The organism is Anaerotruncus sp. AF02-27, assembly GCF_003465835.1.
Taxonomy (GTDB): Bacteria; Bacillota; Clostridia; order Oscillospirales; family Ruminococcaceae; genus Anaerotruncus; species Anaerotruncus rubiinfantis.
In genome coordinates, this window is sequence record NZ_QSBX01000005.1 from 56,999 (window position 1) to 69,864 (window position 12,866).

At 55.5% G+C, this 12,866-nt stretch carries 12 protein-coding genes; 11 read left to right on the plus strand and 1 reads right to left on the minus strand.

The genetic code is table 11. The features are described 5' to 3' along the window. Positions 1 to 36 precede the first annotated feature (36 nt). From DWV16_RS06070 to DWV16_RS06110, 8 genes are all read left to right on the plus strand, one after another. A complete protein-coding gene (locus DWV16_RS06070; protein WP_118478235.1) occupies positions 37 to 912 on the plus strand; it encodes an isopeptide-forming domain-containing fimbrial protein in 876 nt (291 codons plus the stop codon). Positions 913 to 1,507: 595 nt separating this feature from the next. Next, positions 1,508 to 2,269 (plus strand): adenosylmethionine decarboxylase, encoded by a 762-nt coding sequence (speD, locus tag DWV16_RS06075; protein WP_066460078.1) that lies wholly within the window; start codon positions 1,508 to 1,510, stop codon positions 2,267 to 2,269. A gap of 254 nt (positions 2,270 to 2,523) precedes the next feature. After that, positions 2,524 to 3,981 carry an aminotransferase class I/II-fold pyridoxal phosphate-dependent enzyme gene (locus DWV16_RS06085; protein WP_066460077.1) on the plus strand — a complete coding sequence of 486 codons (1,458 nt, stop codon included), beginning with the start codon at positions 2,524 to 2,526 and terminating at the stop codon, positions 3,979 to 3,981. 1 nt (position 3,982) lies between these two features. Continuing rightward, positions 3,983 to 4,834 carry a polyamine aminopropyltransferase gene (gene speE / locus DWV16_RS06090; RefSeq protein ID WP_066460076.1) on the plus strand — a complete coding sequence of 284 codons (852 nt, stop codon included), beginning with the start codon at positions 3,983 to 3,985 and terminating at the stop codon, positions 4,832 to 4,834. Beyond that, positions 4,827 to 5,672 carry an agmatinase gene (gene speB, locus DWV16_RS06095; protein WP_202615005.1) on the plus strand — a complete coding sequence of 282 codons (846 nt, stop codon included), beginning with the start codon at positions 4,827 to 4,829 and terminating at the stop codon, positions 5,670 to 5,672. The genes speE and speB overlap by 8 nt, the downstream gene beginning before the upstream one ends. A gap of 218 nt (positions 5,673 to 5,890) precedes the next feature. Then, positions 5,891 to 7,093, plus strand: a complete 1,203-nt coding sequence (locus DWV16_RS06100) for a saccharopine dehydrogenase family protein (RefSeq protein ID WP_118478239.1) — start codon at positions 5,891 to 5,893, stop codon at positions 7,091 to 7,093. After that, on the plus strand, positions 7,093 to 8,226 hold the full coding sequence (gene nspC, locus DWV16_RS06105; RefSeq protein WP_118478241.1) for a carboxynorspermidine decarboxylase: 1,134 nt from the start codon (positions 7,093 to 7,095) through the stop codon (positions 8,224 to 8,226). The genes DWV16_RS06100 and nspC overlap by 1 nt, the downstream gene beginning before the upstream one ends. Before the next feature lie 22 nt (positions 8,227 to 8,248). Then, a complete protein-coding gene (locus DWV16_RS06110; RefSeq protein WP_118478243.1) occupies positions 8,249 to 8,593 on the plus strand; it encodes a TIGR04076 family protein in 345 nt (114 codons plus the stop codon). Positions 8,594 to 8,639: 46 nt separating this feature from the next. Here the strand turns inward: DWV16_RS06110 and yaaA are convergent, their stop codons facing one another. Continuing rightward, the gene (gene yaaA, locus DWV16_RS06115; protein WP_118478245.1) at positions 8,640 to 9,383 is read right to left on the minus strand and encodes a peroxide stress protein YaaA; all 744 of its coding nucleotides are present in this window, start codon (positions 9,381 to 9,383) and stop codon (positions 8,640 to 8,642) included. Between the two features lie 282 nt (positions 9,384 to 9,665). Between yaaA and DWV16_RS06120 the strand changes: the two genes are divergently transcribed. Genes DWV16_RS06120 through DWV16_RS06130 form a run of 3 tightly spaced genes read left to right on the plus strand, consistent with a single transcriptional unit; the run spans position 9,666 to position 12,860 of the window. Continuing rightward, entirely contained in the window at positions 9,666 to 10,709 is a 1,044-nt protein-coding gene (locus DWV16_RS06120) for an ABC transporter ATP-binding protein (protein WP_118478247.1), read from the plus strand. Then, positions 10,706 to 11,410 (plus strand): ABC transporter permease, encoded by a 705-nt coding sequence (locus DWV16_RS06125; protein WP_066460069.1) that lies wholly within the window; start codon positions 10,706 to 10,708, stop codon positions 11,408 to 11,410. The genes DWV16_RS06120 and DWV16_RS06125 overlap by 4 nt, the downstream gene beginning before the upstream one ends. A gap of 16 nt (positions 11,411 to 11,426) precedes the next feature. Beyond that, positions 11,427 to 12,860 carry a GldG family protein gene (locus DWV16_RS06130; RefSeq protein ID WP_118478249.1) on the plus strand — a complete coding sequence of 478 codons (1,434 nt, stop codon included), beginning with the start codon at positions 11,427 to 11,429 and terminating at the stop codon, positions 12,858 to 12,860. The last annotated feature ends 6 nt before the right edge of the window (positions 12,861 to 12,866 follow it).

The following is a 12,866-nucleotide window of genomic DNA, read 5'->3' on the forward strand; positions in this document are numbered from 1 at the left end:
TTGCAGCTGCTCAATTCGTAATAAAGGAGTGTTCACATGCCTACATCTTTGCAAAACCAGGCCCGTATTTCGTACAGCTATGATGGCGCGGTTTCGCCTGAAGTCGCAAATTCGAATACAACCACCACAACCCTGCTGGATGAATACAGCCTGCTTGCGGACAAAAGTGTCCTCAGCAATACCTATCGCCCAGGTGAAAATATCACCTATGTCATCCGCCTGAAAAACAATGGCCGGGGGGATCTTTTCAACGTCACTGTAATCGACAACCTTGGCGGGACCGTTGCGCCCGATCCGCTGGTATATCTGCTTTCCTCGGCGCGTCTGTACGTGAACGGGGCCCTCACGCCGCTTACCCCGACCATCGGCGCGGGCCGCTTGACTTTCACCCTGCCGGTTCCGCTTGAGGCGGGGGACACCGCGCTGATTTTGTACATTGCCGCCGTACGGGATGATTTGGCGGCCGACTACGGACAGATCACCAATACTGCGACCGTCTCTGCGAACGGTGGTTCCGCCAGCGGCCAGCAGGTTACGGCTGGACCAGTCAGCGCCACGCTGCTGCGCGAGGCGTATGCGGATGTCTCAATCATCAAATCGGCTGATAAGCAGGTTGTATCGTCCGGCGAAACGCTGACCTATACCTTCACGCTGACCAATACCGGGAACCAGGCGGCCACCGGCGTTGTACTGACGGATACGCTGCCGGCCGGATTTGCCATCACATCGGTATCGGTCACCAGCGGCGGTACGACCACGGTCTATCCGTCTACCGAATACACAGTTGATCCGACCACCAACACGATTACCCTGCCGAATACGACCGGAACACAGATCACGGTGCCGGCGGCTGTCGGCGGCGTGCCGGGCGTTGTGACCGTCACCATCGTGGGAACCGTTACAGCCCCGTGATTTTTCCGATCCCTCCTGTAAAAAGCGAAGCGGTTTTACCGCTTCGCTTTTTTCAGAAATCTGCAAATACAGACAGCAGAAGCGAAATTCGCTTATTTTCCGGGATTTACAAAAATTTTGCTTGCATTTTCTCGATTTATCCGCTATAATCTATATCAATCTGTAAAATACAAGGCTGAGCAGAGCCTGCCAGATAGCAAAGATCTTTTTTTGACCATTTCCCAGCCAAATGGGAAATCAAGGCCATACGGACAGCCGGGTCAAATGCCGAATCGGCAACTTTCGTTGCCTTATTGACGGGGCGGTTTCGCCCGATTTTATAAGTTGGTTACTTAAAACCGTGTGCCGCATGCACATCACACTTGTGAAACGATCAATAAGAGTAGTAAAAGTAAATTTCTTGCTATATAGACTCTGAACTCGACCTCTACAATCTCCATATGGAAAGCTCCGCGGAATCAAAACGCAGCCGCGGGGACAGATGTAGAATGAAACGCAAGTGGATGCGCGGCGGTTTGCCGCCGGTTCCGGTTGCGTTTTTTTGTTGTGTTTTTTGGAATATGAAAGGATAAGGATCAGAAGGGGTTGACCGCGCATGGAAAATAAGCTGAAACTGTATGGTTTTAATAATCTGACAAAATCGCTGAGCTTCAATATTTATGATGTCTGCTATGCGAAAAGCGAACGCGAGCAGCGGGATTACATCGCCTATATCGATGAGCAGTACAATTCCGAAAGGCTGACAAAAATCCTCTATAATGTTACAGAAATGATCGGAGCGCATGTGCTCAATGTCTCAAAGCAGGATTATGACCCGCAGGGCGCGAGCGTGACCTTCCTTATTGCAGAGGAAAGTATGCATCCGGTGGGTGGTGAAACGGTGGTCGCGCATCTCGATAAAAGCCATGTCACAGTACATACCTATCCGGAATATCACCCGGACACCTGCCTTGCCACCTTTCGGGTGGACATCGACGTGGCAACCTGTGGGGAGATCACACCGCTTTCGACCCTCGATTACCTGATCGGTTCGTTTGACAGCGACATCATCACAATGGATTACCGCATTCGGGGCTTCACCCGCGACTTACAGGGCAAAAAGCTCTTTATCGACCATAAGATCACCTCGATCCAGGACTACATCGACGACCGTACCTTGCAAAAATACGACGCGATCGATATCAACGTCTACCAGTCGAATATTTTTCACACCAAAATGCTGATCAAAGAGGTGGATTTGCAGAACTACCTCTTCAACACCGATGTGTACGAGCTTCCGCCGCGCACCCGCCTGCAGATCACAAACAGCCTGCGCCAGGAGATGATCGAAATCTTCTCGGGCAGCAACGTCTACTGACGCGCTGCCCGGCGCTGAGCGCCGGAGCGCCGCTTTGCGGCGACGCGCGTTCAAAGGGGGCGGCACGCCCCCTTTGGATCCTCCGCAGGGAGCCATCTTCGAGGGAGCCATCTTCGATGGCCCGCCCGCAGTGCGGGCGGATCTGGGGCAAGGAGCGCTGCGCGCAAATTTTGTGACGCGCTGCCCGGCGCTGAGCGCCGGAGCGGATTTACCGCGAGCCCTTTTGACGGCCGCGGGCTGGAAAGGAGAGCGAGATGGAAAAGCTTAATCAGGATCGCGCGCCGATTTATGAGGCGCTCGAACGCTTTAAACGAATGCGTGTGGTTCCGTTCGATGTACCGGGCCACAAGCGCGGCAAGGGCAGCCGTGAACTGACCGATTTTCTTGGGGAAAAGTGTATGACGGTGGATGTGAATTCGATGAAGCCGCTCGACAACCTCTGCCATCCGGTGTCGGTTATCCGGGAGGCGGAGGAACTCGCCGCCGACGCATTCGGCGCGGCGCATGCTTTTTTTATGGTGGGCGGCACGACTTCGGCGGTGCAGAGCATGGTGCTTTCGGCCTGCAAGAAGGGCGACAAGATCATCCTGCCGCGCAACGTCCACCGCAGTGTGATAAATGCTCTTATTCTTGGCGGTGCGACGCCGGTCTATGTGAATCCCCAGATGAACCAGCGGCTCGGCATCGCGCTCGGCATGCGGCTTTCGGATGTCGAGCAGGCGATCCGCGAGAATCCGGACGCCAAGGCGGTGTTGGTCAACAACCCCACCTATTACGGCATTTGTTCAAATCTGACGGAGATTGTACGGATCGCCCATGCGCATGGGATGCTCGTGCTTGCGGACGAGGCGCACGGCACCCACTTCTATTTTGGCGAGGGCCTTCCCGTCGCCGCGATGGCGGCCGGCGCGGACATGGCGTCGGTCAGTATGCACAAGTCCGGCGGCTCGCTCACCCAGAGCTCGTTTCTGCTCTGCGGCCCGGCGGTGAACGACGGCTATGTGCGGCAGGTCATCAATCTCACCCAGACGACCAGCGGCTCTTATCTGCTGCTTTCGAGTCTCGACATCTCCCGCAAGAACCTTGCGGTAAATGGGAAGGAGATCTTCGAACGGGTGATCGGCATGGCGCAGTACGCCAGGGAGGAGATCAACCAGATCGGCGATTACTACGCCTATTCGCGGGAGCTCTGCAACGGCGACACGGTCTGCGATTTTGACGTGACCAAGCTTTCGGTCAACACCTTTGAGGTGGGGCTCGCCGGGATCGAGGTCTACGACATCCTGCGGGATGAATATGACATTCAGGTTGAGTTCGGTGACATCGGCAATATCCTCGCGTATCTTTCAGTTGGGGACCGTCAGCGCGACCTTGAACGGCTGGTGAGCGCGCTCTCCGAAATCCGCCGCCGCTACAAACGGGATAAGACGGGCATGCTGCGGCATGAGTATATCAATCCCCAGGTGGCGATCCCGCCGCAGAAGGCGTTTTACGCCGAGAAAGAACCGCTTCCGATTGGAAAAAGCGCTGGGCGTATCTGTTCGGAATTTGTCATGTGCTATCCGCCGGGCATCCCGATCCTGGCGCCTGGCGAGCGGATTACCGGGGAAATACTTGATTATATCGCGTATGCCAAGGAGAAGGGCTGTTCGCTGACCGGCCCGGAGGACATGGATATCGCGTATCTCAATGTGACAAAGGAGGTGCAGTAAATTGCAGCTATGGTTTACTGAACGGCATACCCCGAACGCGCAGTTTTCGATTAAGGTTGACCGGCAGCTCTATTGCGGGCAGAGCGAATTCCAACGGATCGATGTGTTCGATTCGAAGGAGTTCGGGCGCTTTTTGACGCTCGACGGCTATATGATGCTCACCGAAAAGGATGAGTTCATCTATCACGAGATGATTACCCATGTGCCGATGGCTGTGCATCCGAACGCAAAACGGATTCTTGTCATCGGTGCGGGAGACGGCGGGGTGGTGCGTGAGCTCACGCGCTATTCGACCGTCGAGCAGATCGACCTTGTAGAGATCGACGAGCTGGTAGTGGAGGTCTGCAAGCAGCATTTGCCGCAGACCGCTTGCCGCCTTTCGGATGAACGGGTCAACATTTACTATCAGGACGGGCTCAAATTCATCCGCCGCTGTGAGAACGAATACGACGTTATCATTGTCGATTCGACCGATCCGTTCGGACCGGGAGAGGGCCTTTTCACAAAGGAATTTTACGGAAATTGCTATAAGGCTCTCAAAGAGGACGGCATCATGGTCAACCAGCACGAAAGCCCGTTCTATGACGAGGACGCGATCGCGATGCAGCGCGCCCACAAGCGGATCGTCGAGTCGTTCCCGATCAGCCGGGTCTATCAGGCGCATATTCCGACCTATCCGTCCGGGCACTGGCTTTTCGGATTCGCTTCCAAGAAATACCACCCGACCCGGGACTTCAACCCGGTCAAATGGAATGCGCTCGGGCTGAAAACCCGTTATTATAACACGCAGCTGCACGTTGGGTCGTTCGCGCTGCCAAACTATGTGGAGGAGATGCTGCGGGATGTTGAGTAAAAATGTCGAAACCTTTCTCGGCTGCGACAGTGAATATGTGGATGCAAAGCTCGTGATTTTCGGCGCGCCGTTCGATTCGACGACCTCCTACCGGCCGGGCGCCCGCTTTGCGAGCCGCACGATGCGCGCGGAAAGCTACGGGCTTGAGACCTACAGCCCCTATCAGGACAGGGATCTGGCCGATGCCGCCATCTTTGACGCGGGGGACCTGGAGCTCTGCTTCGGGGACACGCATCTCGCGCTCGGCGATATCGAACGGTTTGCGGACAGCATCCTTTCGGACGGGAAGTGCCCGGTGATGATCGGCGGAGAGCACCTTGTGACGCTCGGCGCGGCGCGGGCCGCCGTGAAGCGTTATCCGGACCTGCACGTCGTCCATTTCGACGCGCACGCCGACCTGCGGGACGACTACCTCGGCGCGAAGCTATCGCATGCGACGGTGCTGCGCCGGACATGGGAGCTTGTGGGCGACGGCAGGATTTTTCAGTTTGGCATCCGTTCGGGCGACCATAGCGAATTTTTATGGGGCAAAGAACATGTCTCCACCCAGAAGTTTACCTTCGACGGGCTCGATCAGGTCGTGCGGATGCTGGCGGGGCGGCCGGTCTACTTCACCCTCGACCTCGATGTGCTCGACCCGTCGGCGTTCCCGGGCACCGGGACGCCGGAGGCGGGCGGCGTGAGCTTTTTGCAGCTCTTGGACGCGATCCGGCAGGTGAGCGGCCTCAATATTGTTGCCTGCGACATAAACGAACTGTCGCCGCCGTACGACCCGAGCGGCATCTCGACCGCGACCGCCTGCAAGGTCCTGCGGGAGCTGCTGCTGGCGCTTTCCTGAAAGAAATCGCCGCAAAGAACGCCGGTTCGGCCGCACTATTTTGTGAAAAAGTTTTGATCGAACTTTTTTAAAAGTTCGCGGGGTTTGGGGCAGAGCCCCAAGGCCTGCGCCGCAGCGCACTTTCCAGCGCATTTTACTTTGCTTCTTTCTTTTTGCAAGTGAAAAAGAAAGAAGGGCTGCTATACCGCACATCAATTAAAATACAGGAGGAATTACAAATGGGAAAAGCATTGATTATCGGCTGCGGCGGCGTCGCGGGCGTCGCCATCCATAAATGTTGCCAGAATTCGGAAGTGTTCACCGAAATCTGCATCGCGTCGCGCACCAAGTCGAAGTGCGACACGCTCAAGGAAAAACTCAAAGGCGCCACCAAAACGAAGATCACCACCGCGCAGGTCGACGCGGACAAGGTGGACGAACTTGTCGCGCTCATCGAACGTGAGAAGCCGGATATCGTTATGAACCTCGCGCTGCCGTATCAGGACCTGACGATCATGGACGCCTGCCTTGCCTGCAAGGTGAACTACATGGACACCGCCAACTACGAGCCGCTCGACACCGCAAAGTTTGAATACAAATGGCAGTGGGCTTATCAGGAAAAGTTCAAGGAGGCCGGAATCACCGCGCTGCTCGGCAGCGGCTTCGATCCCGGCGTGACCGGCGTGTTCTCCGCCTACGCGATGAAACATCACTTTGATGAGATCAACTACATCGATATCCTTGACTGCAACGGGGGCGACCACGGCTATCCGTTCGCCACCAACTTCAACCCCGAAATCAACATCCGCGAGGTCTCTGCCAACGGCAGCTACTGGGAGGATGGCCGCTGGGTCGAAACCGAACCGATGCAGATCAAACGGGTCTACGATTTCCCGGAGATTGGCCCCAAAGACATGTACCTGCTGCACCATGAGGAACTCGAATCCCTTGCCTTAAACATCAAAGGCATTAAACGCATCCGTTTCTTCATGACCTTTGGACAGAGCTACCTGACCCATCTCAAATGTCTCGAAAACGTCGGGATGACCTCGATTGAGCCGATCGAATTCGAGGGCAAGCAGATTGTGCCGCTCCAGTTCCTCAAAGCGGTGCTGCCCGACCCGGCTTCGCTTGGCCCGCGCACGGTCGGCAAGACGAACATCGGCTGCATCTTCCGCGGCAAAAAGGACGGCAAGGACAAGACCTACTATTTATATAATGTATGCGACCATCAGGAATGCTACCGCGAAGTTGGTTCGCAGGCAATTTCCTACACGACCGGCGTGCCCGCGATGATCGGCGCGGCGATGCTGATGACCGGCGCGTGGAAGGGCCCGGGCGTCTATAACATTGAGCAGTTCGATCCCGACCCATTTATGGACGCGCTCAATCGGTGGGGCCTGCCGTGGCAGGAGAGCTTCTCACCGGATCTGGTAGACTGATGGCGCGGCAGGATTTCGGCGCGCTTCCCACGCCGTGTTATGTGGTGGACGAGGCGCTGATTTTAAAAAATCTGGAGATCCTAAAGTCGGTTTCCGACCGCACCGGCTGTAAAATCCTGCTTGCGCAGAAGGCATTCTCAATGTTCGCGCTCTATCCGCTCATCGGGCGGTATCTCTCAGGAACGACAGCGAGCGGCCTTTTTGAAGCGAAGCTCGGCCACGGCGAGATGGGCGGGGAGACCCACATCTTTTCGCCGGCCTACCGGGATGAGGAATTCGGGGAAATCCTCTCGCTCTGCGACCACGTGGTGTTCAATTCCTTCTCCCAGTGGGAACGCTTCGGAAAACGGGCGCTTGCCGCCGGGCGAAAATGCGGCATCCGGGTGAATCCGGAATGCTCCACCCAGGGCCACGCGATCTACGACCCCTGTTCGCCCGGCTCGCGGCTCGGCGTGACGCGGGAGAACTTCCGCCCGGACCTGCTTGAGGGAATCTCCGGCCTGCATTTCCACACCCTTTGCGAGCAGGACTCTGACGCGCTCGAAGCGACGCTCGACGCGGTCGAACGGCAGTTCGGAGAATTCCTGCCGGGCATGCAGTGGATCAATTTCGGCGGCGGGCACCACATCACCCGGCCGGGCTACGATATCGAACGGCTCTGCGTCTGCATCGGACGCATGCGGGAGAAATACGGCCTCACGGTTTACCTTGAACCGGGCGAGGCGGTCGCTTTAAACGCGGGGTTCCTTGTCACCGAGGTACAGGACATCCTCCACAATGGGACCGGCATCGCAATCCTGGACGCTTCGGCGGCCTGCCACATGCCGGATGTGATCGAGATGCCCTACCGCCCGCCGCTTCTCGGCGCGGGCGAAGCCGGGGAAAAGCCGCATACCTACCGGCTCGGCGGGCCGACTTGCCTTGCGGGCGACGTGATCGGGGACTATTCGTTCGACCAGCCGCTTGCGGTGGGTGACCGGCTTGTATTTGGGGATATGGCCATCTATTCGATGGTCAAAAACAACACCTTCAACGGCATGTGCCTGCCCGCGATCGCGGTGCGGAGACAGGGCGGGCGGCTGGAGGTAATCAGGGAATTCGGCTACGAGGATTTCCGGACGCGCCTTTCATAAGAGCAGAGGGAGGGCCAAAGAAATGAAAAAAGTAAAGATCACAATCTTAAAGACCACGCTCGACAAGGAGCTCGCACAGGAATACGGCGCCGAAGGGCTCGGCGCCTGTCCGATGATGCGGGCGGGACAGGTCTTTTACGCGGACTATGCAAAGCCTGAGGGCTTTTGCGACGAGGCGTGGAAGGCGATTTATCAGTATGTGTTCTCGCTGGCACACGGCGCGGGGGACGGCCTTTTCTATTATGGGGATTGGATCCGCAAGCCAGGCGTGGCCATCTGCAGCTGCAACGACGGGCTGCGGCCGGTCATTATGAAGCTGGAAGTGACTGATACCGTTTCCGAAATCGACTATGAGCCCATCCAGTAATAAGGAAATGGCAGAAAAAAGCAGTCCGCGAATTCGCGGACTGCTTTTATGCTTCACGCACAAAGGTGTATGTAAAATCGTCCGAGAGGTTTTCCGCGAAGGAAAACCCGTCCCAGTGAAAGCTGCGGAGCTGCTGCGGTTTCGTCAGCCGTTCCTTCACGATCATCCGCGCCATGCGTCCGCGGGCCATCTTTGCAAAGGTCGGCAGGCAGGTTAACTTTTGGCGCTTACGAACCAGGAAGTTTACAGTGATGAACGGGTCCGCGGGGGTGAGATGGGAGCGGATCACCTTCGCATATTCCGCCGAGGCGAGGTTGACGACCGGGTTTCCCGCGGCGAACAGCTCCCGGTAAAGCGCATCGCCCCAGAAAGCATAGAGGCTTTTTCCATCGACCTTTAACCTGCACTGCAATTCGAGGCGGTAAGGCTGGATGCCGTCGGAAGGGCGCAGCAGCCCATAAAAGGCGCTGACGATCCGCAGGTGTTCGTCCGCGAAGGAGAAATCTGCAGGTGAAAAATCTTCCGCCTGCAAATTTTTATACTGCAGTCCGTCATAGGAGAGCAGCGCCGGAAAACCGGGTTTGGCGGGATCGAACGCCTGGAAGGCGTCAAAGGCCCCGAGCGCCAGCTCCGGATTTATTTTCATCAGGCTTTCAAGCTGCCAGGGGGAAAGCTCCTTTAAAATCCCGGCCAGCCGTTTTGTCTGGGCAAGGCGGCCAGGCCGGTCCGGAACGAGTCCGGGAAGGGCGGATGCGCGCATATTTTTGGCGGGGGAAATGATGGCGATCATGAAGAACGCTCCTTTGCCGGAATGTTTTAGAATATCATACCACGGATTTTTCTGTGCCGCAAATGAAAGAAATGTTTGTAATTTTGTCAAAAATCAGCTAGAATATAAAAAGTGTCCGTTTTTATGGGTTTTATGGCAGCCATCAAAAATATATTGCAAAATGTTCACGGTCTCTTTAAGAATTAGACGATCTGCTGTTATAAAATCGTATAGGAATCATGCGAAATTGAAAAGGCGTTTCCTGCATGCGAAATCTATGCCAATCAAGAAGGAGGAAAAAACATGCTTGAGGTTTCCGGTATCACGAAATGTTATGGAAACAAAACAGCAGTAGACAATATCAGCTTCAAGGTGAACCAAGGGGAGATCGTTGGATTTCTCGGCACCAACGGCGCCGGTAAATCCACCACGATGAACATCATCACCGGCTATCTTTCCGCCACCGACGGTACTGTCACGGTGGATGGGTACGACGTGATGCAAAACCCCGTCAAGGTGAAGGAAAGGATCGGCTACCTGCCGGAAATCCCACCGCTTTATCAGGATATGACCGTCTGGGAAAGCCTGCGTTTTGCCTATGAGCTCAAACGGGTCAAACTTGACCGTGACCGGCATTTGAATGAAATCTGCGACCTTGTGAAGATCTCGGATGTGAAGGACCGCCTTGTCAAAAATCTTTCCAAAGGTTACCGCCAGCGTGTGGGTCTTGGCTGCGCGCTCATTGGCAATCCGCCCATTCTGATCTTGGACGAGCCCACCGTCGGGCTCGACCCGAAACAGATCATCGAGATCCGAAACCTGATCACAAAACTTGCGAAAACCCGCACCGTCATTCTTTCTTCGCACATCCTGCCGGAAATTCAGGCGGTCTGCGGACGCATCATTATCATAAACAAGGGTAAAATCGTGGCTGACGATACGCCGGACAACCTCACTGCGGCACAGGCGAAGGATCACCGGCTGATCCTTCAGGCGCCGGGCGAACCGGGTGAAATCAAGAAGCTTCTCAAATCCATCCCGCAGGTTTCAGCGGTGGAGGCGGGGGAAGTGACCGAGCCGGGCGTACATCACTACTTTGTAGACGCGGGCGGGGAAGATGTCCGCAAGGAAGTGTTCTTCCTGATGGCGGAACACAAAATCCCGCTGATGGAACTGAGCTACAAGCATGTCACCCTTGAGGACGCTTTCCTGAAGTTGACCAAGGAAGGCTATGTCCCGGCGGAGCCGGAAGCGGCGAAGGCACAGGATGCGCCGCAAGCGGCAAAAGCGCAGGAATCCCCTGCCGCCGAAGCCGATGAGACTCAGGAAGGAGCAAAAACAAAATGACTGCGATTTATAAGCGCGAGCTGCGTTCTTATCTGATCACACCGATCGGTTTTGTTTTTCTGGCGATCTTCTATGCAATCGCCGGCTATTATTTCTTTGGCTACCACCTATACGGCGCGTCGGCCGATTTCAGCTACATGTTTTCGGCGTTGTTCACCTTTGTGATCTTTATCACCCCGCTGCTCACCATGCGCATGTTCAGCGAGGAAAAACGCTATAAGACCGATCAGGCGCTGCTCACCGCGCCAGTGAGTCTGACTTCTATCGTGCTGGGAAAATACCTGGCCTCGGTGACCATGTTCCTGGCTGCGCAGGCGGTGACGCTCATCTACCTTGTCATCGTGGGGACCAAGGGCCCGGTCGACTACCCGGTATTTTTCGGGCATTTCATCGGTATGCTGCTGCTCGGCATGGCGCTGTGCGCGCTCGGGATGTTCATCTCTTCCCTGACCGAAAGCCAGATCATCGCGGCGGTCGGCGGCATGGGAACCGGCATGCTCTTTATGATGATCGATTCGATCGGCCAGATGACAGGGAACCCCGCCGCGCAGAAGATTTTCGATTCCCTGTCCTTCTATGTCCACTATAAGGACTTCACATCCGGTATTCTCAATATCGCGGATATCCTGTTCTTCCTTTCGATCGCGGTGTTGTTCTGTTTCCTGACAGTGCGCGTTTTGGAAAAACGCCGCTGGAGCTGATGGGAGGGAATGAAAAATGAGTAAGAAACCTTTGACGATTCAAAAGAAGACGGGGATCCTTTCCTCCGCAATTACGCTGATTGTTGTGGCATGCCTGATCCTGATCAATGTGGTTGCGATTGTCGCGACCGAAAAATACCCGGTAAAACTCGATTTGACCTCCAGCAAGGTTTTCCAGCTTTCTCAGGAATCGGTCGATTATCTGGGCGGCCTGGATAAAACCATCGACGTGACCGTGATGAACTCTGAAAGCAATTTTGGAAACAGCGGTGAATACTATGTGCAGGCTTTGGCGGTGCTCAAGCAGTACGCGCAGTATTCCAAGAATATCCATATTAAATATGTTGATATCCTTGCCAATCCGACCTATGCGGCGCAGTATCCGGATCTGGGGCTGCAGGTGAACGATATCCTCGTGCAGTGCGGAGACAACATCCAGAAGCTCACCGCCAACGACATTTTCAATGTCGAACAGAACTGGTACGGAGGCAGTATCACTTCCTCGAACGCCGAACAGGCGATGACCAGCGCAATCATGAATGTGGCGAGCGACGAAAAGGTCAAAGCAGTGATCCTTTCCGGACATGAGGAGTCGGACAGCGGCGCGTTCCAGGAACTGCTGGCGAAGAACGGCTACGACGTTTCCTCAGCGTCGCTTCTGACCGACGAGCTGCCGTCCGACGCGGCGATCCTGATGATGGTCGCGCCTTCCCGCGACATCATGGAGGAGGAAGCCAAAAAGCTTGACGCGTTCATGGAAAACGGCGGCGCGTACGGGAAGAATTTCCTCTATTTTGCCTCCACCCGTCAGGGGTCGCTTCCGAACCTGGAAGCCTGGCTTGCCAAATGGGGAATCAAGGTTGGGGCCGGCTCGGTCATTGAGACAAACCCCAACCGTGTCATCAGCCAGAACCCGTTTTTTGGAATCGCGGACTTCACCGATACCACCCTCACCGGGATGATGTCGAATACCAAGATCCCGATGACCGTGCCATTCTCCCGTCCGATGGAGCTTCTTTTCTCCGAGTCGATGGGCTACAAGACAAAGACGCTGCTTTCCTATGCGCAGTCAGCGGGTATTGCCCCGGTCGATGCGCAGTCGATGGATGAGATCACAACCAGCGGGCAGCCGATTCCGGTTGCGGTGATGTCCACCTACACCAAGGACGCCGCCAAATCCAATCTGCTGGTTTTCGGCACCGAACTGGTGCTGACAAATTCCCTGCTCCAAAGCGGATCGCTTTCAAACGCGGATTATCTGCTTTCGGCTGTGAACACCCTTACCGAACGCGAAAATGTCATTTCGATCGCGCCGAAGGTGCTGGGCGGCGGAAACATTGTGATCACTCAGGCTGAGATCCTCATCTACGCTGCGCTTCTGATGATCGTGCTGCCACTGGCCGTATTGATTGTCGGCATCTCTATCTGGCTGCGCAGAAGACGCAGATAAGGAAAG

Coding starts and splice junctions, on each gene's coding strand:
- DWV16_RS06070 (WP_118478235.1), top strand. CDS start 37: ATGCCTACATCTTTGCAAAACCAGGCCCGTATTTCGTACAGCTATGAT.
- speD (WP_066460078.1), top strand. CDS start 1,508: ATGGAAAATAAGCTGAAACTGTATGGTTTTAATAATCTGACAAAATCG.
- DWV16_RS06085 (WP_066460077.1), top strand. CDS start 2,524: ATGGAAAAGCTTAATCAGGATCGCGCGCCGATTTATGAGGCGCTCGAA.
- DWV16_RS06100 (WP_118478239.1), top strand. CDS start 5,891: ATGGGAAAAGCATTGATTATCGGCTGCGGCGGCGTCGCGGGCGTCGCC.
- nspC (WP_118478241.1), top strand. CDS start 7,093: ATGGCGCGGCAGGATTTCGGCGCGCTTCCCACGCCGTGTTATGTGGTG.
- DWV16_RS06110 (WP_118478243.1), top strand. CDS start 8,249: ATGAAAAAAGTAAAGATCACAATCTTAAAGACCACGCTCGACAAGGAG.
- yaaA (WP_118478245.1), bottom strand. CDS start 9,383: ATGATCGCCATCATTTCCCCCGCCAAAAATATGCGCGCATCCGCCCTT.
- DWV16_RS06120 (WP_118478247.1), top strand. CDS start 9,666: ATGCTTGAGGTTTCCGGTATCACGAAATGTTATGGAAACAAAACAGCA.
- DWV16_RS06125 (WP_066460069.1), top strand. CDS start 10,706: ATGACTGCGATTTATAAGCGCGAGCTGCGTTCTTATCTGATCACACCG.
- DWV16_RS06130 (WP_118478249.1), top strand. CDS start 11,427: ATGAGTAAGAAACCTTTGACGATTCAAAAGAAGACGGGGATCCTTTCC.